18 protein-coding genes and 1 pseudogene are annotated in these 20,385 nt (G+C 70.0%); 10 read left to right on the plus strand and 9 right to left on the minus strand.

Going from position 1 to position 20,385, the window contains the following annotated elements:
- Positions 1–183: 183 nt before the first annotated feature.
- Positions 184–807, minus strand: coding sequence for a hypothetical protein (locus tag O3Q52_RS25390; RefSeq protein WP_269651062.1), 624 nt, complete (start codon positions 805–807; stop codon positions 184–186).
- Positions 808–1,160: 353 nt separating this feature from the next.
- Between O3Q52_RS25390 and O3Q52_RS25395 the strand changes: the two genes are divergently transcribed.
- Together O3Q52_RS25395 and O3Q52_RS25400 are read left to right on the plus strand one after the other, a co-directional pair.
- Positions 1,161–1,430, plus strand: a complete 270-nt coding sequence (locus O3Q52_RS25395) for a hypothetical protein (RefSeq protein WP_269651063.1) — start codon at positions 1,161–1,163, stop codon at positions 1,428–1,430.
- A 261-nt stretch (positions 1,431–1,691) separates the two neighbouring features.
- Positions 1,692–2,114, plus strand: a complete 423-nt coding sequence (locus O3Q52_RS25400; protein WP_269651064.1) for a hypothetical protein — start codon at positions 1,692–1,694, stop codon at positions 2,112–2,114.
- A 12-nt stretch (positions 2,115–2,126) separates the two neighbouring features.
- Here O3Q52_RS25400 and O3Q52_RS25405 read toward each other — a convergent pair whose 3' ends face one another.
- Positions 2,127–2,693: a TetR/AcrR family transcriptional regulator gene (locus tag O3Q52_RS25405; RefSeq protein ID WP_269651065.1), complete on the minus strand. Its 567-nt coding sequence runs from the start codon at positions 2,691–2,693 to the stop codon at positions 2,127–2,129.
- Positions 2,694–2,849: 156 nt separating this feature from the next.
- On the opposite strand from O3Q52_RS25405, the gene O3Q52_RS25410 reads away from it, so the two are divergent.
- Positions 2,850–3,785, plus strand: a complete 936-nt coding sequence (locus tag O3Q52_RS25410; protein ID WP_269651066.1) for an SDR family oxidoreductase — start codon at positions 2,850–2,852, stop codon at positions 3,783–3,785.
- A gap of 156 nt (positions 3,786–3,941) precedes the next feature.
- Positions 3,942–4,931: an LLM class flavin-dependent oxidoreductase gene (locus O3Q52_RS25415; RefSeq protein WP_269651067.1), complete on the plus strand. Its 990-nt coding sequence runs from the start codon at positions 3,942–3,944 to the stop codon at positions 4,929–4,931.
- A gap of 37 nt (positions 4,932–4,968) precedes the next feature.
- On the opposite strand, the gene O3Q52_RS25420 is transcribed toward O3Q52_RS25415, so the two are convergent.
- Entirely contained in the window at positions 4,969–6,162 is a 1,194-nt protein-coding gene (locus tag O3Q52_RS25420) for an FAD-dependent monooxygenase (RefSeq protein ID WP_269651068.1), read from the minus strand.
- Between the two features lie 163 nt (positions 6,163–6,325).
- Here O3Q52_RS25420 and O3Q52_RS25425 point away from each other — a divergent pair, with 163 nt between their 5' ends.
- Together O3Q52_RS25425 and O3Q52_RS25430 are read left to right on the plus strand one after the other, a co-directional pair.
- Complete coding sequence (locus O3Q52_RS25425; RefSeq protein ID WP_269651069.1) at positions 6,326–6,862, plus strand: cyclopropane-fatty-acyl-phospholipid synthase family protein; 537 nt, start codon at positions 6,326–6,328, stop codon at positions 6,860–6,862.
- 275 nt (positions 6,863–7,137) lie between these two features.
- Positions 7,138–8,739 (plus strand): protein kinase, encoded by a 1,602-nt coding sequence (locus O3Q52_RS25430; protein ID WP_269651070.1) that lies wholly within the window; start codon positions 7,138–7,140, stop codon positions 8,737–8,739.
- A gap of 79 nt (positions 8,740–8,818) precedes the next feature.
- On the opposite strand, the gene O3Q52_RS25435 is transcribed toward O3Q52_RS25430, so the two are convergent.
- On the minus strand, positions 8,819–9,208 hold the full coding sequence (locus O3Q52_RS25435; protein ID WP_269651071.1) for a VOC family protein: 390 nt from the start codon (positions 9,206–9,208) through the stop codon (positions 8,819–8,821).
- 244 nt (positions 9,209–9,452) lie between these two features.
- Here O3Q52_RS25435 and O3Q52_RS25440 point away from each other — a divergent pair, with 244 nt between their 5' ends.
- The 3 genes from O3Q52_RS25440 to O3Q52_RS25450 all read left to right on the plus strand — a co-directional run bounded on the left by O3Q52_RS25440 (position 9,453) and on the right by O3Q52_RS25450 (position 12,667).
- Positions 9,453–10,502, plus strand: coding sequence for an iron-siderophore ABC transporter substrate-binding protein (locus tag O3Q52_RS25440; RefSeq protein WP_269651072.1), 1,050 nt, complete (start codon positions 9,453–9,455; stop codon positions 10,500–10,502).
- A 69-nt stretch (positions 10,503–10,571) separates the two neighbouring features.
- Entirely contained in the window at positions 10,572–11,540 is a 969-nt protein-coding gene (locus tag O3Q52_RS25445) for an iron ABC transporter permease (protein ID WP_269651078.1), read from the plus strand.
- A gap of 116 nt (positions 11,541–11,656) precedes the next feature.
- On the plus strand, positions 11,657–12,667 hold the full coding sequence (locus O3Q52_RS25450) for an iron chelate uptake ABC transporter family permease subunit (RefSeq protein WP_269651079.1): 1,011 nt from the start codon (positions 11,657–11,659) through the stop codon (positions 12,665–12,667).
- A 64-nt stretch (positions 12,668–12,731) separates the two neighbouring features.
- Here O3Q52_RS25450 and O3Q52_RS25455 read toward each other — a convergent pair whose 3' ends face one another.
- Positions 12,732–13,772: an NAD(P)-dependent alcohol dehydrogenase gene (locus O3Q52_RS25455; RefSeq protein WP_269651073.1), complete on the minus strand. Its 1,041-nt coding sequence runs from the start codon at positions 13,770–13,772 to the stop codon at positions 12,732–12,734.
- A gap of 173 nt (positions 13,773–13,945) precedes the next feature.
- Here O3Q52_RS25455 and O3Q52_RS25460 point away from each other — a divergent pair, with 173 nt between their 5' ends.
- Positions 13,946–14,854, plus strand: a complete 909-nt coding sequence (locus tag O3Q52_RS25460; protein ID WP_269651074.1) for a helix-turn-helix transcriptional regulator — start codon at positions 13,946–13,948, stop codon at positions 14,852–14,854.
- A 216-nt stretch (positions 14,855–15,070) separates the two neighbouring features.
- Here O3Q52_RS25460 and O3Q52_RS25465 read toward each other — a convergent pair whose 3' ends face one another.
- The 4 genes and pseudogenes from O3Q52_RS25465 to O3Q52_RS25480 all read right to left on the minus strand — a co-directional run.
- Positions 15,071–15,841 carry a group II truncated hemoglobin gene (locus tag O3Q52_RS25465; protein ID WP_269651075.1) on the minus strand — a complete coding sequence of 257 codons (771 nt, stop codon included), beginning with the start codon at positions 15,839–15,841 and terminating at the stop codon, positions 15,071–15,073.
- Positions 15,842–15,966: 125 nt separating this feature from the next.
- Positions 15,967–19,290: a S8 family peptidase gene (locus tag O3Q52_RS25470; protein ID WP_269651076.1), complete on the minus strand. Its 3,324-nt coding sequence runs from the start codon at positions 19,288–19,290 to the stop codon at positions 15,967–15,969.
- Positions 19,291–19,441: 151 nt separating this feature from the next.
- Positions 19,442–20,125, minus strand: coding sequence for an ABC transporter ATP-binding protein (locus O3Q52_RS25475; protein WP_269651077.1), 684 nt, complete (start codon positions 20,123–20,125; stop codon positions 19,442–19,444).
- 76 nt (positions 20,126–20,201) lie between these two features.
- Positions 20,202–20,385: pseudogene (locus tag O3Q52_RS25480) on the minus strand (ABC transporter permease); the annotation flags it as partial.

Consider the following 20,385-nt stretch of genomic DNA (forward strand, 5'->3'; position numbering starts at 1 on the left):
GCACGCCACACTGCGACCGGCCCTCGCCCGAAGGGACCGGCAGTCGAAACCCAGCGGCCGCGCGAACTGGCCGACCCACGCTGTAGGCCCTCCGGCATGGAAACGGAATCGGATGACATGGGTCACCAAGCGGCGTTCACAGACCCCATCCATGCTCACAGCAGCCCGCCGGGGAAGGTCGGCTCAGTCAAACGCCACGACCAAGCGAACGCCGTCATCACCAAAGCGGCCTGCCAGAGCCTTCATCACAGCGAAGACATGCGGCCAGTGCGTTTCGGGGCCCAGGACAGCACCGACGGTCAGCGGTTCGTACGTGCACATCACTTCGTCAGTGGTCCACTCCATGCGTTCCGTCGCGCTGTGCAGGTTCGGGGGCGGCACGCCTACCGCGGACAGAGTCGCCGGCGGCCAGGCATCGGAAACGAGTTGTTGGTGCAGTGTCGATGGCAGCGATTTCGTGCGCCAGGTCAGCCGGCCCATGAACTGATCAGAAGTGGCCACGAGATCCATCGAAGCGATCTCCGCCCAGCTGACCCAGCTCGCGCTGTGAAGGTCGCCCGCTGTACCCGAGGACCCCAACTGCGAACACATCCCGCTCGACAGATCGACGGGCAGGCCGCGGTCTGGTGCGAGCGGTTGGAAACCCGCGTAGTTGCGCACTCCGAAGAGGCAGCCGAAGGCCGCGTAGTCGGTCTGGTCATACAGCGGCCAAAGATCCATGGCAGCTACCCACGGCTCGCCGTCGTAGTAGTCGGTGTCGACGCCGGGGTGACGAAACTCGATGCCGCCATGGATGTCCGTACTCACGAGGCGGCACCGTAACAGTGCCTACATGGGCAGGCACCCGAGTTTGTCGGTAGGTCAGTAATGGAGGTGGCCAGTGTCCCCGTCGAGGGCAGGATGCGGTCTCTCCACGCCAGCTACTCCGAGTTCCGAGCCGCCAGTTTCTCTCCCTCCGGTCAGACCATTGCCGTTGCGACGAGCAGCGCCCTGTCTCGGTGGACGCGCAGGCCGGTCTGAACCTGGCTCAGTCCGGCAAATGGTTTGTGAACGCGGCTTGACGTGGATCATCAAGCCGTGTTCACAACCTCTTTCGCGACTCGGGTACCAGGAGCCGGGAGGTCGACATCAGGACCTGTGTCCGCTCCGACCGAGAAAAGATGGCGATGGACGAAGACGAGAGCCTGCACCGCTACGGGCTGCACCCCGCCGGCGCGAACCTCGACGAGGTACGAGGTCTGCTCGCCGCGCGAACTCGGCTGGAGAAGCGCGCGCAGGGAGACGGTGACACGGAGCTCATGAAATTGTGCTGCGTGCAGTTGTTCAACGCCGGGACCCTCGGCGTGGAACGTGGCGCGAGCCGTCTCGGACAGAAACTGAATCTCACGTTCCCCTCAGCGTTTTCGCTGGGATCTTGTTTGCCGATGTGACGCACTGCAAGATCAGATGACCGCGGGCGGGGGCATCACGACCGGTTACCCCCACTCGTCTCACCAGGGGGAACCGTCATACGAATTCCAAGAGCGGCCTCGCCGCTGATTGCATCAAGTCTCGCGATGGCAGTGCTGGCGCTTGCAGTTGCCTGTACGTCCGATCAGGAGACGGACGTCGCAAGTACTTCGGAGCCTGCTACTCCCAGCACAACGGCAACCGCCGCCTCTCCCCGCCCTGAACAGGACTCTGACCCGAACGTGAACGCGGACTCGGACTCGGCCTCGGCCTCGGACTCCGTGAAGTCCCCACCCGAGTTGGACGACTCCGAGACCGTCGTCGCCCGTCAGGGTGAGACCCGTGGTGCCGGCACCTTCGGGTTCGGCGAGGGTGAGAAAGGTGATGCCCTGATCATCGCCGTCCGGTGCCAGGGCGAAGGGGAGATCGAGGTCTCCGTGAAGCCGGTGAACGTCGGCTTCCCGCTGGAATGCGTCGATGGCGAAGCAAGCACCGCCACCAGCACCAGCACCAGCACCACCTACAACCAGATCGGCGTCGCGGGAGCGGAGAAGAAGGGCACCGTCTCGGTTCTGGCGCCCTCGTCGGTGCGGTGGTCCATGACGATCGGCCGCGGCGAACCTCAGCGTGGAGAAGCGCCTGAGCCTTCGGGCGAAACGGAGTAGGACCGCCCACGCTCACCCGCCCCCCGTCACCACCTTGAGTTCGTTCAGCGACTCGCGCAGGAAGTCCGCCAGGGGGCGGTCCCCGTTGTCGTCGACCCAGCGTTCGAAGCCGACCTTGAAGACGGTTATGCCGGCCTCGGCGGTGAGGGTCGCGGCCGGGTCCTTGACGCCGCGGCGGCGGAGCGTGGCGGCGAGTGCCGCGGACAGGGACGCGAGCTTGATCAGCTCGCGCTCGCGCAGCTCCGCGTTGGCCACGATGACGGCCTGGCGCTGCCGGGAGTGCTCGTGGCGCTCCAGGAAGAGGGCGGCGACGGCCTCCAGCGTCGTGGCCATCGCGTCGATCGGCGGGGCCGTGTCCGGGGTGCCCGCGAGAGCGTCCACGAAGAACTCCTCCAGCAGGCTCGAACCCCCGAAGAGCACCTCGCGCTTGTCGGCGTAGTGCCGGAAGAACGTCCGCTCGGTCAGACCCGCGCGCTCGGCGATCTGCGCGGCGGTCGTCTGCTCGTACCCGCGCTCGCTGTAGAGATCCAGCGCCGCCTTCTCAAGCCGCCCGCGCGCGTCCGGCTCCCATCGACTCATACCCCCGATCGTACGCGATGGCAGTCACTGACATCAGGTGCTACGGTTGATGTCAGTGACTGTCATCGGCTCGTTCGCCGCCGCACCGGACGCACACACCCCGCGCATTCCATGCGCCCGCGGCCAGGACGGTCGACCTACCCGGAGGTTCTCCTCATGCGTGTGTTCGTCACCGGCGCGTCCGGCTGGATCGGTTCAGCCGTTGTTCCGGAGCTCATCGGCGCCGGTCACCAGGTCGTCGGGCTCGCCCGATCGGACGCCTCGGCCGCCGCTCTCGCCGAGGCCGGCGCCGAGGTGCGCCGCGGCACGCTCGACGACCTCGTCACCCTGCGCGAAGCGGCCGCCGAGTCCGACGGCGTGATCCACCTCGCCTTCAAGCACGACATCGCGTTCAGCGGCGGCTTCGAGGACGCGGCCGACGCGGACCGGCGCGCCATCGACACGTTCGGCGAGGCGCTCGCCGGATCCGACCGCCCGTTCGTCATCGCGTCCGGGACGCTCGGGCTCGCGCCTGGGCAGGTCGCCACCGAGCAGGACGGTCAGGCGTCCGGCGGGACAGGCGGCCACTGGGCCGCCGGTCCCGTCAAGCGGCTGGCCAACGCGCACGCCACGGCCGCCCTCGCGGACCGCGGCGTCCGCTCGTCCGTCGTACGGCTTCCTCCGACCGTGCACGGCGACGGGGACCACGGCTTCCTCGCCACCGTGGTGGCCGTCGCCCGTGAGAAGAGCGTCTCGGGCTACATCGGCGACGGCGCCAACCGCTGGCCCGCCGTGCACCGGTCCGACGCCGCGCACCTCTTCCGCCTCGCACTGGAGAGCGCTCCGGCCGGCTCCACGCTGCACGCGATCGCGGACCAGGGTGTGCCGATACGTGCCGTCGCGGAGGTGATCGGGCGACACCTCGGTCTGCCCGTGGCCTCGGTCTCCCCCGACGACGCGGCCGGGCACTTCACCTGGCTGGCCGCCTTCCTCGCCATGGACAGCCCCGTCTCCAGCGCGTACACCCGCGAACTGCTGGGGTGGCAGCCGACCGGGCCCGGGCTCCTCGACGACCTCGACAAGGGCCACTACTTCGCCGCCCCGCCCGTCTGACCACACGCGGTGTCCGACGCCCGCACCGTCCGGCCACAGGCACCGACCCCGCCCCACCCTCCCGCCCGGCCGCCGCCCTCGGCGTCCGGCACAGCGGCCGATCCACCGTACGTACAGCGGAAGTTGGAGGGAGCAGGCGATTTCTATACTGACCGAATGATCACCGTTCCGCTCAGCGCGCTCGAAGTGGCCATGGTCCAGACGGGTACTCCGGCCGAGGACACGTTGCGAGACACCACCGAGTTCGCCCGACGCGTCGAAGAACTCGGTTATCTGCGGCTCTGGTACGCCGAGCATCACCATTCCCCGGCCATCGGGGCGTTCCCGCCCGTCGTACTGACCGCCCACGCGGCCGCGTTGACGGCGTCCATCCGGCTCGGCTCCGGGGGCGTTCTCGCTCCGAACCACGCCCCGATCATGCTGGCGGAGCAGTTCGGCACGCTGGCCGCGCTGCACGGGGGCCGGATCGACCTCGGCATCGGCCGGGGCCCGGGGACCTTCGACGAATCCACGGCACGGGCCCTGCGCCGCGGGGCCGGTCCGACGACGGACGACGAGTACCGCGACGACGTGTCATCGACGCTGCGGCTCCTGGTGGACGAGGTCGGCCTTGACCCGCTCCCGGAGCCATGGCTGCTGTCCTCCAGCACGGCCGGTGCGGCGCTCGCCGCGGAACTCGGACTGCCGATCGCCTTCGCCCATCACATCCGTCCCGACAACACCCTGGCCGCGCTCGCCCACTACCGCGAGCACTTCTCCCCGTCCCGCTGGTGCGCGAGCCCGCGCGTGCTGGTCTGCGTGGAAACGGTGTGCGCCGAGACGGACGAGGAAGCGGCCCAACTCGTCGGCCCGATGGACATCATCAAGGTCGGGCTCCTCCAAGGGCGAGGCGGCATCCCCTTCCCCACACCCGAAGAGGCCGCGGCCCACTCGTTCAGCGCGGACGAGACCCGGGCCCTGGCCAACTTCCGCACCCACCAGGCCCAGGGCTCACCCGAGACCGTCGCGAAGCAGCTGACGGACCTGGTGGACCTGACCGGAGCGGACGAACTCATGCTCGTAACTCCCGTCCACGCACTGGCCGACCGGCTGCGGTCGTACGAACTCGTCAAGCAGCACGTCATGATGCCGACGACGACGGCCTAGCCCGGCGCCGGAGGCCGATCGTCAAGGACGCCATTCCTCAAGGACGCCGGTCGTCGAGGACGTCCACCGCCCACCCCGTCGCCTGGGGCAGGAAGACGTGCTCGGCCGCGTACGCCGACATGCGGGCGTTCCGCGCCCGGGCCTCGGGACCGTCCGGGAGGTGGAAGTCGTCGCCCGCGCGCGCGGAGTTGGCCTGCATGCTGGTGGCGGTGGCCAGGCGCCGGCGTACGTACCGGTCGAGCGCGTCGGGTACGTCGGCCGGGGTCGCACCCGTGAGGGCGTCGCCGAGTACGGCCGCGTCCATGATTGCCTGTGCCGCGCCCTGGGCCTGGAACGGGACCATCGCGTGGGCGCTGTCGCCCAGCAGGGTCACCCGGCCGACGTTCCACCGCGCGAGCGGCACCCGCGTATGGATGCCGTAGCGGAACACCTGCCCCGCGCGTTCGAGGACGTCGAGCACCCGGGAGTCCCAGCCCTCGAACTCACGCAACTGCTCACCCGGTTCCGCCCGAGCGGTCCACGACTCCGTCGCAGTCGCAGTCGCAGCCTCCGCCTCGGCCGTGAAGACGGCCACGACGTTGAGCAGTTCCCCACGACGCACCCAGTAGTGGACGAAGTGCCGGCCCGGACCGAGCCAGATGCCGAGGTCGGGCAGGTCCAGATCGGCCACTTCGTCGGCCGGGAGCAACGCCCGGTAGGCGACGGTCCTGGAGAAGACCGCCTCGTCCGCTCCGAAGAGCCATTGGCGGGCCGCCGACCGTATCCCGTCGGCGGCCACGACCACGTCCGCAGGCAGGCGCTCGCCGCTCGCCGTGGTCACGGAGGCGGACCGGTCGTACTGGTCGATACCCACGACGACGGTGTTCAGGCGCACCGACGAGGGCGGCACCGCGGCGGCCAGGGCCTGATGCAGATCGGCGCGGTGGAGCAGCAGGTAGGGCGCCCCGAACGTGTCCTCGGCCGCACGCCCCAGCGCGTAACGGCAGATCTCGGCTCCGTCGGACCAGGTGCGGAAGCTCACGTGGGAGGGGCGGGCGGCCTGTGCGGCGACCGCGTCGAGGAGGTCCAGCCGACGCAGCAGACGTGTGGCGTTGGGCGCGAGCTGGATCCCGGCACCGATCTCGGTGAACCGCGCCGCCTGCTCGACCAGCGTGACCTCATGACCGGCCCGGCGCAGGCTCAACGTCGCCGCCAGTCCCCCGATACCCGCTCCCACGACGACCGCTCGCATGCCAAGCCCCCATGACGACCGCTCAACTGCCACGACCTCACACCGGCACGATCACGCACCCAATCACCCGGCACCCGGCCGTCGGCCCGCGCAGGCTGTCGAACACAACTCCACGACTGTACGGGGCATTTCGGCCCAAGCTGTGGCCCTACACGCGTCGCCCGTGACAGGCACAGCCGTACCGGAGCGGATCAGGGAGGCGGTTGCCGCGCTGGATGTGCGGGCCGGCGGCCGGCTGCTGGAGATCGGCTGTGGCGGCGGGGTCGCGGTCGGGCTGGTCTGTCCGCTGCTGACCACGGGCACGATCACGGCCGTCGACCGTTCCGCGACGGCCACGGCACGAGCCGTACGGCGCAACGCGGGCTCGGTCGGGGACGGGCGAGCCACGATCGTCACGGCCGCCTTCACCGAGCCCGGCCTGACCGCCGCGGGCCTCGCCGGCCGACGCTTCGACAAGATCTTCGCGATCGACGTCAACCTGTTCTGGACCGGCCCCGCCCGTGCCGAACTGGCCCTCGCCGCCCACCTCCTGGCCTCGGGCGGCGCCCTGTACGCGTTCTACGAGCCGCCGGGCGAGCGCCTGGACGAACGCCTCGGCGAGGTCGCCGAGAAGGTCACCGGTGCGTTCGAAGCGGGCGGCTTCACCGCGGAGGTCCTCCGCCTGTCGGCCCCGGTCGTGGGCATCGTGGGCCGCCCCTAGGCCCATTGAGGCCGCCCCTGGCTCCCGCGAGGCGCCCCCAGCACCCCAAGACCGCCCCCAGCCCGCGCCGGCCGACGGCCCACCACTGGGCCGCTCACCTCCCCGCAGCGGCCCCACCACGCCACAAGCTCGACACAACCGCGGCACAGACGCGGCCCGACACGCGCACTCGGCCCACCCGCACGCGCCCCGCCATCTACGCTGCTCCTCGATTCAACTACCAGGCCGCGACGCGTTGTTGGAGCGGCGAGGCCGATTCCTGGGGTGCAGCTTTCATGAAGAACCTTCAGCCTTCGGATCCGTCGTCCATCGGCGGCTACCCGCTGTTGAACCGGCTCGGAGCGGGAGGCATGGGGCAGGTGTTCCTGTCCCGTACGCCGTCCGGGCGTCTGCTGGCGCTGAAGACGATCCGTGAGGATCTCAGCAGCGATCCGGGGTTCGAGGAGCGGTTCGCGCGCGAGATACGCAACAGCGACCGGGTGCGCTCGCCGTGGACCGTGACCGTCGTGGACTACAGCCCGCCGGGCCAGCGTCCGCAGTGGCTGGCCACCGAGTACGTACCGGCGCCGTCGCTCGACGAATGGGTCGCGCGCCACGGCCCGCTGCCGAAGGCCGCGGTCCTCTCGCTCGCCGCCGAGCTGTGCGGCGCGCTGCAGTCGGTGCATCAGGCCGACCTCACGCACCGGGACGTGAAGCCGGGCAACGTCCTGCTGGCACGCGACCGCCCGCGGCTGATCGACTTCGGTATCGCGCGGGCCGCAGACGACCCCCGGCACACCCAGGTCGGCGGAGTTCTCGGTTCGCCCGGTTTTCTCGCGCCGGACCAGGCCGTCGGTGGCGTGCCGGCCGAGCCCGCCGACGTGTTCTCGCTGGCCGCGGTCCTGGTGTACGCCGCCACCGGCCACGGCCCGTTCGCGCGCCCGCAGGAGAACGTGGCCATGGCCGCCCTGGTCTACCGGGCCGTCCACGAGGCCCCCGACCTCCAGGGCGTTCCGCCGACCCTGGTCCCCGTACTCGCATCATGTCTGGCCAAGGCCCCGGGCGACCGTCCGACCGCGTCCGAGCTGGGCAGGCGTCTGGAGCAGATCGGCGCCCGTACCGGCAGCTGGCCGGACGTCCGTCCTCCTGCCCTCGCCACGGAACTGACGGCGCACGAGCAGCCGACGCACACCCTCGTCGACCCGCGGCCCGACCTCCCGCCCGACCTGGTGCCCGGCTCGCAGAACCACGTGCGGCCGAACCCCGCGTACCACCCGAGGCCCCACCACTCCATGGCTCCCGGCCCCGGGCACCCGGCCGCCGGGCAGACGCAGGACAGCACCGTCCTGGCCGTCCCGGGCGGCCCGCCCGAAAGACGGCGGCGCCCCCTCTGGCTGGTCGTCGCCGTCGCCGCGGCGGCGGCCGTCGCCGTGACCGCCGTCTCGGTCGCCGCATACGTCGGTATGCGCGGTTCCGGTTCCGATTCGTCGGACGACTCCTCCGGCGGCGCGAAGACCCGGCCCTCCGCATCGGCCGAGGCCACGAAGCCGGTGAACCCGGCGAGCCCGGTGCGCAGGATCCTCGAAGCCGTGTACGACCTGGGCGTCGGAGAGTCCGTGCAGACCGCCAAGACGAAGCTGGTCATGCAGCGGGACGGCAACCTCGTGATCACCGACAAGAAGGACCGCCCCCTCTGGGCCGCCGCGACGTCCGGCACCGGCAACACCGCCCGCTTCCAGGACGACGGCAACCTGGTGGTCCACAACAGCGCCGGGAAACCCGTGTGGGCCTCGCAGACGTTCGGCCACCCTGGAGCGGTCCTGGTCCTCCAGGCCGACGGCAACGTCGTGATCAAGTCCGGCGACGCGGTGCTGTGGGCGGCGAAGACCGTCCACTAGCCGACAGTCAACGGCCGTTGGCCAACAGCCGCTGACCAACAGCCGACCGGCCCGGCCGGGCGGCCGCCGCCGATGGCACCTACCCCTCACTCCCACTCCCATAGGGCCGCGTAAGAATCTCCAGGTTGTGGCCGCTCGGGTCGTCGAAGTACGTGCCGCGGCCGCCGTCGTTCGTGTTGATCTCGTCGACGTGGCGGTGGAAGGGGTCCGCCCAGTACGTCAGACCCGCGTCCCGGATGCGGGCGAAGATCGCGTCGAAGTCGCCCTCCGAGACCAGGAACGCGTAGTGCTGGGGCGGGATGGGCCCGGTCGCGTCCATGTAGTCGAGGGTCACGCCGTTCGGGATCCGGACCGGGATGAACGGGCCGTACTGCGGGCTCACCTCCAAGCCCAGGATGTCGGCGAGGAACCGGGCCGAGGTCTTCTTGTCGTGGGCGGCGACGATCGTGTGGTTCAGCTCGACGGTCATCGTGCGTACCTCCTTGGCGCGCTGCTCGTCTTCGTCCTGGCACGTTGCTCGTCATCGTTCCTGGCACGGTGCGCTTCATCGTCCTGGCTCGGCGCTCGGCGTCGGCGGCCTTTTCCTACCTTTTTCCGCGTATCCCTTTCCACGCCAGGCGCCCCAGCAACGCGTGCGCAGCCCCGGAAGTGGCCACTCCGGAAGGCGGGATAAGGTAAGCCTTGCCTTATAGATCGAAAAATCGGAGCGAGTCGTGCGCACATCGGGATTCAAAACCGTCCTGGCCGTTTCCGTGGTCGGCGGACTGATGGCCGGATGCGCGTCGTCGGAGAGCGGCAAGAGCAGCGAGGGCGGCGGCAAGAGCGACCGCAACCTCGTCGCCGGCGCCTCCAAGGGCCCCTCCGCCGCACCCAGCGCCCTCGCCGACGGCATGGGTACGAAGGCGGCCGACGGCGAGTTCCCCCGTACCGTCAGCCACTTCAAGGGCAAGACGGAGATCGCGGCCGCGCCGAAGCGGATAGCCGTGCTCAGCACCGGGCAGCTCGACGACGTACTCACCCTGGGAGTCGTACCGGCCGCCACCACCCGCGCCGACAACGCCGGACTCGTACCCGGCTACCTCGCCGACGCCTTCCCCCAGTACAAGAAGCAGCTCGCGAAGATGACCGACGCGGGGACCCGGGCCGCGCCCAACCTCGAAACGCTGGCCACCGCCAAGCCCGACCTCATCCTCGCCAACGACTCGCTCGGCGACCTCTACCCCAAGCTGTCGAGGATCGCCCCGACCGTGATCACCGCGGGCAACGGCATCAACTGGAAGCGGGACCTGCTGCTGGTCGGCGACGCCGTCGGCAAGGGCGAGCAGGCGCAGAAGCTCCTCGACGAGCACGCGGACGAGACGGCCGCGGCGGGCACGAAGGTCGACGGGAAGAACACCACGGTGTCCATGCTGCGGTTCACGCCCGACCGGACCCGGATGTTCGGCATCTCCTCCTTCACCGGTTCGATCGCCGTCGACATGGGGATCGGACGGCCCAAGTCCCAGCAGTTCAACGCCATTTCGGAGGACATCGGCGCCGAGAGCATCGATGTGGCGGACGGCGACTGGATCTTCTACTCCGTGCAGGGCGCGCAGGACAAGACCGACGCCGGGAGCGTCCTCGCCGGGCCGCTCTGGAAGTCGATGAAGGCCGTCGGGGCCGGGCACGCCGTCAAGGTCGACGACGACCCCTGGTACCTCAACGCGGGCCCCACGGCGGCCGACCTGGTCGTGAAGCAGCTCACCGAGTCACTCGCCAAGTAGGTCCGCGAGCACGTGACCACGCGCACCGCGACCGTACGCACCTCCCGCGCCTCCGTACGCGCCTCCTGGCTGGTGGTCGCCCTCCTCCTCACCCTCGTCGCGGTGGCCCTCAGCCTCGCCGTCGGCACCCGGCAGGTGCCGCTGTCCGCCGTGCTCGACGCGCTGCTGCACGGCGGCGGCTCGCGGGACGCGCTGGTCGTACGGTCATTGCGGCTGCCCCGAACCGCCGTCGGGCTCACCGCGGGGGCCGCGCTCGGGGTCGCGGGGGCGGCGCTGCAGGCCGTCACCCGCAATCCGCTGGCCGATCCGGGGATCCTCGGACTGAGCCAGGGAGCCGCGGCGGGGGTCGTGTTCGCGATCACCGGCGGACTCGCCAACGGCTTCGGCGGCTACGTCTGGTTCGCCTTCGTGGGCGCGGTCGTCGCCGCCTGCCTGGTGTACGCCGTCGCCTCGCGCGGCCGGGGCGGCGCCTCGCCGGTCAAGCTCGCGCTCGCCGGGACCGCGCTGTCCGCGATGGTCGGCGGGGCCACCACCGTGGTCCTGACGTCGAGTTCGGCGACTCTGGACCAGTTCAGGTTCTGGCAGGTGGGCGCGCTCAGCGGACGCGACGCGGGGACGGTCGGGCAGATGCTGCCCTTCCTCGTCGCGGGCGCGCTGCTGGTGCTCGGCTGCGCCCGCGGCCTGGACGCGCTCGCCCTCGGCGACGACACCGCGCGTGCGCTGGGGCACAAGGTCCAGCTCGTACGCGTCTGCGCGGCGCTCGGCGCGACCGTCCTGACCGCCGCCGCGGTGGCCGCGGCCGGGCCGATCGCCTTCATAGGGCTCGCCGTACCTCACCTGGCCCGCCGCCTCGTCTCGGGCGGCCACCGCTGGACCCTGCCGCTCTCCGCCCTGCTCGGGGCGGCCCTGCTGCTCGCGGCGGACGTCGCGGGACGGGTGGTCCGCGCGCCCGCGGAGGTACCGGCCGGGGTGATGACGGCCCTCGTGGGCGTGCCGGTCCTGGTCGTTCTCGTACGCCGGAAGGGAGCGGCTTCGTGACAACGGCATCCCCGCGCCCGTCCGAACAGTCGACACCCCAAGGACAGTCCCCGTCCCCGGACCCCGTCCACCCCCACTCGGCAGGCCTCTCGGTCCTCCGCCGCCGCTCCTTCTCCCTGCTCCTGCACCGCCGCTCGGCGGCAGTCGTCGCCGTACTCCTGCTTCTCCTGGCCGGCGTGATGGTGCTCTCGGCGTGCGTCGGGCAGACGTACGTGTCGCCGGGCGAGGTCTGGCGGGTCCTGCGCGGCCACGGCGGCCCGTACGACCTGATCGTCGGGGAGCTGCGGGTCCCGCGGATCGTGCTCGGCGCGCTGGTCGGCGCCGCGTACGGGCTCTCCGGGGCACTCGTGCAGACCGTGACGCGCAACCCGCTGGCCAGCCCGGACGTGATCGGCGTCGGGCACGGGGCGGCCGCCGCCACCGTCCTGGCACTCGCCACGGGTACGGTCGCCTCCCCCGGCGCGCTCCCGGCGGTCTCCGTAGCGGGCGGTCTGGGGGCCGCGGCGCTCGTGTACGTACTGGCCTGGCGGCACGGCATGCAGCCCAGCCGGTTCGTGCTGACCGGGGTCGGCATCGGGGTGGCCCTCTCCGCGGTCGTCCAGCTGTATCTCACGGAGAGCGAGCTGGGCGCGGCCGAGCAGGTCAAACTGTGGCTGACCGGCAGCCTCAACGGACGCGGCTGGGAACAGGCCGAACCCCTCGCCTGGATCCTCCTCCTCCTCGCCCTCCCCGCCCTGGTGTGGGCGAACCGGGCCCTGCGACCGCTCGGCCTCGACCCCGACACGGCCGCCGCGCTGGGCGTCCGCGTACACCGGACCCAGCTCGCCCTGACCGTCCTGGGCGTGATCCTCGCGGCAACCGCCACGGGAGCGGCGGGCCCCATCGGCTTCGTAGCCCTGACGGCCCCCCAACTGGCCCGCCGCCTGACCCGCACACCCCAACTCCCGCTGGCGACCTCGGCGTTGACGGGTTCGGTGATCCTGGTCGCGGCCGACCTGGCGGCCCGCACGCTGATGCCCCCACTGGAGATCCCAGTGGGGGCATTGACGGCCTTGGTGGGCGGCCCGTACTTGCTATGGCTCCTGGCAGGCGGTCGTAGAGGACAGGGGCGCAGCCCCGTCCACTAGGGGCGCGGGGAACTGCGCGCTCAGCCAGAACGAACCCGCAGCCGAACCCCGCCCCTCAGTGGAACTAAATGGTCGCGACGTCAATCACAAACCGGTACCGCACATCACTGCTGAGCACCCGCTCGTACGCCTCGTTGATCTCACCCGCGCTGATCAGCTCGATCTCCGCCCCGAACCCGTGCTCGGCACAGAAGTCCAGCATCTCCTGGGTCTCCTGAATGCCACCGATCCCGGACCCGGCAAGGGTCTTACGGCCACCGATCACGGAGAAGAGGTTCAGGGAGACGGGCTCCTCGGGCGCGCCCACGTTCACGAAGGCGCCGTCCGTCTTGAGGAGGGAGAGGAAGACGTCCAGGTCCAGCGGGGCGGACACGGTGGACAGGATCAGATCGAAGGAACCGCGCAGTTCCTGGAAGGTCTTCGGGTCGCTGGTCGCGTAGTAGTGGTCGGCGCCCAGCTTCAGCCCGTCGTCCTTCTTCCGCAGGGACTGCGAGAGAACGGTCACCTCGGCACCGAGGGCGTGCGCGATCTTGACGCCCATGTGGCCGAGACCGCCCATGCCGAGGACGGCGACCTTCTTGCCGGGACCGGCGTTCCAGTGCTTGAGCGGGGAGTACGTGGTGATGCCGGCGCACAGCAGCGGCGCGGCCTCGTCGAGGGCCAGGCCCTCGGGGATACGGACGGTGAAGGCCTCGTCGACGACGATGTGCGTCGAGTAGCCGCCGTAGGTGGGCTCGCCGTCCTTGCCGACGGCGTTGTACGTGCCGACGTTGCCCTGGGTGCAGTACTGCTCCAGGCCCGCCTTGCAGTTCTCGCACTCGCGGCAGGAGTCGACCAGGCAGCCCACGCCCACGCGGTCGCCGGCCGCGAACTTGGTGACGCCCGGGCCGACCTCGGTGACGATGCCGGCGATCTCGTGGCCGGGGACCATCGGGAAGATGGCCTCGCCCCAGCCCTCGCGGGCCTGGTGGATGTCGGAGTGACAAATGCCGGCGAACTTGATCTCGATCAGAACGTCGTGCTCGCCGACCGGGCGACGCTCGATGGTCGTGCGCTCCAGCGGAGCCTTGGCGGCGGGAGCGGCGTATGCGGCGACAGTGGTCATGCCGGGGGTTCTCCTAGGGAGGGGTTCTGCGCCCGGCCTGCCTTCCGGCCGGGCACGGCGTCCAGCCTGCCCCGGATCACGGCAGTCACCCAGACCACGGCTTTGCGTACGTCCACTGGTCCTACTACTGACGGGGGCAGGTTCGTATGCGTACGACCGTGAATACTGGACGTATGGATGAACAGCCCTCTCAGGAGCCCGCGGGGCGGCCGCTGGACCGGCGTGCCGAGCTCAGCGAGTTCCTGCGCACGCGCCGGGCCCGGCTGAAGCCCGAGGACGTGGGGCTGCCGGACTTCGGGCGGCATCGCCGGGTGCCCGGGCTGCGCCGCGAGGAGCTGGCGCAGCTGGCCGGGGTGTCCGTGGCGTACTACACCCGGCTCGAGCAGGGCAATGGGCGGAACGTGTCCGCGGAGGTGCTCGACTCGATCGCGCGCGCTCTGCGGCTGACGGGGGCCGAGCACGCGCACCTCACGCATCTCGCGAAGCCGAAGCAGCACAAGAAGAAGCCGTCGGTCCGGCCGCAGCAGGTGCGGGTGGCTCTGCGGGAGCTGATCGACACGTTCGACGGGGTGCCCGCGTATGTCGTGGGGCGGCGGTCGGAGATTCTCGTCTGGAACCGGATGGCCGCGGCCGTCTTCGGGGACTGGTCGGAGGTGCCGCCGCAGGAGCGGAACTGGGCGCGGATGGTGTTTCTCAAGCCCGAGTATCGCGAGCTGTTCGTGGAGTGGGAGCAGAAGGCGTCCGACATGGTGAGCTTTCTGCGGATGGACGCGGGGTGCCACCCCGACGATCCGCGCCTGTCCGCCCTGGTGGGCGAGCTGTCCGTGAAGAGCGAGGAGTTCCGTCGGCTCTGGGCGACGCACGACGTCAAGGAGAAGAGCCACGGCGTCAAGCGGCTGCACCATCCGCTCGTCGGCGAGCTGACCCTCTCCTTCGAGTCGTTCCGCCTCGTCGACGACGACGAACAGTCAATGATCACCTACCACGCCGAACCGGGTTCCCCCTCGTCCGACGCCCTCCGCCTGCTGGCGAGCTGGGGCAGGGACGCAACCCGCGCGGGCACGTCGACGCCCCAGTCGTAGGTTTTTCTCGCCCCCGCCGCCCCTACCCGTCCCATCCCTGAGGGCTGCGCCCCCAGACCCCCGCTTGTCGGCCTGAACGGCCTCGTCCTCAAACGCCGGACGGGCTGAGTATTTCAGCCCCTCCGGCGTTTGAGGAGCGGGGGTTCGGGGGGCCGGCCGCCGAGTAGTGACGGGAATGGGTAGGGGCGGCGGGGGCGAAAAATGCCCGGCCGGATGTCAGCCCTGGTACGGCGGAGCCGAACCCCACGTCCACTTGGGGACCGGCTGCTCCGCCGGAGGCACCGCGTCGGGGCCCGAGAAATAGACGGCAAGCCGAGTCCCCCACTCCGCATACGCCACGAACGCGGAGCGGAACTCCGCGTCGGAGGGAAGCCCCGCATCGTCCGCCGCGTCCTGGAGAAGGTTCACCCACCGCCGCCGCTGTACCTCGGTGATCCCCTTCCCGAGATGCTTCGCGACCATGTGCCCGTGCCCACCCTGCGTCTCGGAGTACCCGGCCGGCCCCCCGAACACCTCCCCGAGCCACAGCGCGACATGCGACGCGTGCTCGGGAGCGAGACCCTCGAAGACGGGCGCCAGGACGTCGTCCTTGAGAACCTTGTCGTAGAAGACCTCGGTGAGACGGTCGAAGGCCTCGGCACCCCCCGCCCAGACGTACAACGTGGGCACGGACGCCCCCGTACCCCGTACCGTCGTCGGTTTGTAGTGCCGCATCTCCTCGATGGAGCTGATGTAAGGCCGGATCTCGGCGAGGAACTCGGCGAAGAGCTCGGACTTGCGGAAGCCCTCGATGTGGTCCTCGGTGGAGGTCCAGGTGATGCGGAGCACGAAGTGCTCGAAGTCCTCCTCGCAGCGCGCCAGTTCGTAGTCGACACACTGCGGGGCCGCGGCGAGCTGAGCGGCGGCCCGGGTGTAGGCGGCGAGGAACTCCGCCGACTGCTGCTCGGGAATGCGGTACCGGATGTACTCAACGGTGTGCGCTGTCATGCCCCCACACAAACACGGACGGCCCGCGGAAGCTGCACTTCCGTCGGGCCGTTCGCATCAGTCAGCGCTCAGCGAACCTCAGGACCAGCCTTGAGGGTCGATCCTGAGGGACCGACCCCGCCGGCTCACTTCCCGTAGTACGCGTTGTAGATCGAGATCGTCGACTTGTTGTTCTTCTTGTCGGTGATCTTCGCGTGGAACGAGATGCCCTTGCCCTTGGCCGGGTTCGTCACGCCGATCTTGCCGTTCTTGACGGTGACCTTCTTCCAGGTCTGGCCGTAGTCGTACGACACGTACACCGACAGCGACTTGAGGTTCTTGCCGGCGGCCGAGCCCTGGACGGTGACCGGGACGGAGACCTTCTTGCCGGCCGGGACCTTGCTGTCCAGTCCGACGGCCGCGTTGAAGCGGACCGAGGAGGTGGGCAGCGCGGCGCTGGTGACCTTCTTGGAGCGGAAGGTCCAGCTGGCGTCGATACGGGTGGAGGCCGCCGCGACCTTGACGCTCCGCTTGACCGAGGTGGTCAGCTTGTACGAGGCGTCACCGGCCGGGACCTTGAAGACTCCCTCGCCGAACAGCGGGTCCTCGTTCGAGCCGACCTTGGTGCCGTTGCGGTAGAGCGTCGTGGTGACCGACGAGAAGAGCGAGGAGCCGGCGTGCGTCTTGCCGTCGGCGAACAGCGGCAGGTAGCCGTAGATCTCGTTGCCCTCGCGCTGGATGCCGAAGCCGGAGCCGACGCGCGGACCGAAGACCGCCGTGTTGTAGATCTTCTCGTAGCTCTTGCCCGCCTTGAAGGTCTGGGCGCGGCCGAGCGTGTAGAAGGCCTCGGTGATCGGGAAGCCGTCCGGGTCGAGCCCGCCCTGCTGCTCGAAGTCCTGCTCCCACTTCACGCCGCCCGCGGTGGTCACGTGCACCTTCCGCGTGCCGGGCAGCGTCTGCGCGACACCGATCGAGGAGGCGCTGGAGCTGCCGGGCAGCCAGCCGATGGTGTTGACCGCGCCCTTCTTGCCGCTCGTCGAGGCGCCCAGGCCGACCTTCAGGGTGGCCAGTTCGCTCGCCTTGTAATGCTTGGTGTATCCGGTGGCGACCTTCTTCACCTTGCCGCCCGCGACGGTGTTGTACTCCTCACCGGGCTTGGCCCAGTGACCGCCCCACTGCTGGAACAGCGAACCGTCGGTGATCTCCGGACCGGCGCTCGCGGTACGGAAGTTGGCGTACGTGTCCAGCCACCAGCCGAACCCGTAGCTGTTGTTGCCCACGTCCACCGTGTAGTCCGGCGACGCGAACTCCGACTTGGCGGCCGCGTCGGGCACGGTGATGTCCACCGGCTTCGCGGTCCGCGCGTCCACCGTGATCGTGGTGTTCTTGGTGATGCTCAGCTTCGGCTGGGCCACCCAGTCGGCACCCTTGGTGAAGTCCTCCGGGTCGACGAAGAACGCCGAGTTGAGGATGTATCCGCCCTTGGGAACGCGGACCTTGACGGTGCCGGACTCGTCGTACGGCGCGAACCACTTCTCCGCGGCCATGCCGGAGACACCGGTCAGGTCGGCGTTGTAGTACTTCGCCGGGTTGCCGTCACGGTCGATCATCTTGAGCGTGACGTCGTACGACTCCACCTCGCGCTGCACCGCAGCCGCCGTACGCACGCTCTGGCCGCCGCCGGTCGCGGTCACGTACGCGGAGTAGCCGCCGTCGAGCGTGCCGCCCAGCTTGGTGTTGACCGTGAGGTCGGCGGAGGCCGTGCCGCCCGCCGGGACGGTCAGTGTCTTGGCCCCGAGCGTGAAGAAGCCTGCCGGAGCGGCCTGGCCCTTCGGGTTGGTGGCCGTCGCGGAGAGGCTCAGCGTGACGTCGGCCGTGCCTAGGTTCTTGTACGTGATCTTCTTCGTGACCGGGGTGTCGTCGGTGTGCGGCCACTGCTGGATGCCGAAGCTCACGGACGACGGGTCGGCGATCACGGTCTGTTTGATGGCCTTGTCGACCTGGATGCGGCCCGAACCCTGCTGGAACGGCGTGTACTTGCCGCCCTTGGCTGAACCGGTGAGCGCGGCCTTGAGCTCGGTGTACTTCCAGTCCGGGTGCTGCTGCTTGAGGATGGCGGCGGCGCCCGCGACATGCGGGGTCGCCATCGACGTACCCGAGATGGTGACGTAGCCGGCGGGGTTCTCGCCGACCTCCTGGGCGATGATGCTGCCCTTGGCCGAGGCGGCGGTGGTGTCCACGCCGGGCGCGGTCACGTCGGGCTTGATGGCGCCGTCGAGGCCGGGTCCGGTGCTGGAGAAGTCGGCCAGTTTGTCGCTGTCGTCGACTGCGCCGACGGTGAGCGCGGCGGCCGCGCTGCCCGGGGAACCGACCGTCTGCTCGCCGAACTGGCCGGAGTTGCCGGCGGCTATCGCGAAGAGGATGCCCTTCTCCTCGGACAGCTTGTTGACCTGGGCCTCCAGCGGGTCCACCTCGGGGGTGTCTCCGCCGCCCAGGCTGAGGTTCACGATGTCGGCGCCCTGCTCGGCCGCCCAGTCCATGCCGGCGAGGATGCCGGAGTCGTCGCCGAAGCCGTTGTCGTCGAGGACCTTGCCGTTGAGCAGTTGGGCGCCCGGTGCGACGCCCTTGTACTTGCCCGCGGACTTGGCGCCCGTACCGGCCGCGATGGACGCGACGTGCGTGCCGTGACCGTACTTGTCGGTCGCGTCCGGAGCGGCGGAGAAGTTCTTCTCGGCGACGACCTGGCCCTTGAGGTCCGGGTGGGTCGAGTCGACACCCGTGTCGAGGACGGCGATCTTGACGCCCTTGCCGTCGAACCCGGCGGCCCAGGCCTTGTCGGCGCCGATCTGCTTGACGGACTTGTCGAGGCTGGCCTTGCGGACACCGTCGAGCCACACATTGGCGATGCCGGACGCGGTCCGCGCACTGCCGCCCTGCGAGTCGGTGACCGCGGACCAGAGGTCGGTCGCGTCGTCCTTCGGCGTCAGGACCGCGTCCGCGTTCAGCGACTTGAGGGTCCGGCGGACCTTGGTGTCGCCCGCGTCACGGACGTCGGCCTTCGCCGCCGCGGCCGCGCCGCGGTAGCCGACTATCAGCTTGAGACCCTGCTTCTGGGCCTTGCGGTTGGCCGACTTGTTCAGCTCGGTGACATCGAAGAGCCGCTGGTCGAGCTTGCCGGAGGCGATCAGCCGCGCCGCGTCGGCAGGGACGACGAGCGTGCGCCCGCCGGCCCTGCGGACCTGGACGGGTATCCCCTCGCGGCCCTTGGCGCGCTCCAGGCCGACGACGCGGCCCTTGGCGTCGACGACCACACGGTCGCCGGTGATCAGGGTGATGCGGTGCTTGGGCGTGGTCGGTACGGCCGAGTCACCGGCCGTGGGCCTGGCCTCCGCCGACGCCGGGCTGGTCATGCCCGCCGCCAGGGCCACGGCTGCCGCCGCGGCGATCGTGGCCACGCACGCTCTTTTCATTTGTCTGCGCAAGTCTCCCCCTGGAGATGCAGGTCCGGGATGAATCCCCGTTCATCCGGCCGGGGGACGTCCCGTACGCATGCTCGCGCGTAACCCCCCGGAATACTCAGTATGCCGGGGGGTGAACGGGTGCTCAATAGTGAGGCGGCTGTTAAGAGTTCGCGTTTTCCTTCACGGTGATCTTTCCCTTGCGGATCGTGGCGACCCGGGGGGCCTTTTTCGCGATCGCCGAATCGTGCGTAACCATGATGAAAGTGAGCCCGTGCTCCTTCCACATGGTTTCGAGTACGTCCATGATCTCGTCGCGCATGGACTCGTCGAGGTTTCCGGTCGGTTCGTCGGCGAGGAGCACCTTCGGCTGCTTGACCAGGGCACGGGCGATCGCGACGCGCTGCTGCTGACCGCCGGACAGCTCGGCCGGCAGATGCCCGAGCCGCTCGGCGAGCCCCACCGAATCCAGTGCGGCCGCGGCCCGTTCGCGCCGTTCCCTGACCTTCAGCTTCAGGGGTACGAGGGCGGTTTCCACGTTCTCCTGGGCGGTGAGCGTGGGAATGAGGTTGAAGCTCTGGAAGACGAAACCGATGTTCTCGCTGCGGACCTTGGTCAGTTTGCTCTCGGACAGCTTGGCGAGATCCGTACCGTCGAGTTCGACGCTTCCGGCGGTGGGCCGGTCGAGCCCGCCGAGCATCTGAAGCAGGGTGGACTTGCCGCCGCCGGTGGGGCCCTGGATGACCAGCCGGTCACCGTCCCCGATGGTCAGGTCGACCCCGTCGAGCGCGTCGACGGACTCCTTGCCCCGCTTGTAGCGCTTGGTGACGCCTCTGAGTTCGTACATGCTGCAACTCCTGGGATACGTAAGGGGGTTGGCGCCCGCCGCGACGCGCGGCCGGGCGGGCGACCGAGGCGGCCGGCTATTCGACGCGGCGCAGGGCGTCCGCCGGTCGCAGCCGGGAGGCGCGCCAGCCGCCGAAGGCACCCGCGATCAGGCCGCCGGTGACGGCGAGGCCGACCGCGACGGCGATCGTGCTGAGGGCGACGGGCGCGGTCAGTGCCACGTCGAGGGCCTTGGACGCCGTCTCGCGGGCGGGTCCGCCC

Origin of the sequence: Streptomyces sp. ActVer (genome assembly GCF_027270795.1) — a bacterium.
In the GTDB taxonomy this organism is placed as follows: domain Bacteria; phylum Actinomycetota; class Actinomycetes; order Streptomycetales; family Streptomycetaceae; genus Streptomyces; species Streptomyces umbrinus_A.

Coding starts and splice junctions, on each gene's coding strand:
- O3Q52_RS25435 (WP_269651071.1), bottom strand. CDS start 9,208: ATGACCGTCGAGCTGAACCACACGATCGTCGCCGCCCACGACAAGAAG.
- O3Q52_RS25460 (WP_269651074.1), top strand. CDS start 13,946: ATGGATGAACAGCCCTCTCAGGAGCCCGCGGGGCGGCCGCTGGACCGG.
- O3Q52_RS25415 (WP_269651067.1), top strand. CDS start 3,942: ATGATCACCGTTCCGCTCAGCGCGCTCGAAGTGGCCATGGTCCAGACG.
- O3Q52_RS25420 (WP_269651068.1), bottom strand. CDS start 6,162: ATGCGAGCGGTCGTCGTGGGAGCGGGTATCGGGGGACTGGCGGCGACG.
- O3Q52_RS25475 (WP_269651077.1), bottom strand. CDS start 20,125: ATGTACGAACTCAGAGGCGTCACCAAGCGCTACAAGCGGGGCAAGGAG.
- O3Q52_RS25465 (WP_269651075.1), bottom strand. CDS start 15,841: ATGACAGCGCACACCGTTGAGTACATCCGGTACCGCATTCCCGAGCAG.
- O3Q52_RS25455 (WP_269651073.1), bottom strand. CDS start 13,772: ATGACCACTGTCGCCGCATACGCCGCTCCCGCCGCCAAGGCTCCGCTG.
- O3Q52_RS25470 (WP_269651076.1), bottom strand. CDS start 19,290: ATGAAAAGAGCGTGCGTGGCCACGATCGCCGCGGCGGCAGCCGTGGCC.
- O3Q52_RS25410 (WP_269651066.1), top strand. CDS start 2,850: ATGCGTGTGTTCGTCACCGGCGCGTCCGGCTGGATCGGTTCAGCCGTT.
- O3Q52_RS25405 (WP_269651065.1), bottom strand. CDS start 2,693: ATGAGTCGATGGGAGCCGGACGCGCGCGGGCGGCTTGAGAAGGCGGCG.
- O3Q52_RS25430 (WP_269651070.1), top strand. CDS start 7,138: ATGAAGAACCTTCAGCCTTCGGATCCGTCGTCCATCGGCGGCTACCCG.
- O3Q52_RS25395 (WP_269651063.1), top strand. CDS start 1,161: ATGGCGATGGACGAAGACGAGAGCCTGCACCGCTACGGGCTGCACCCC.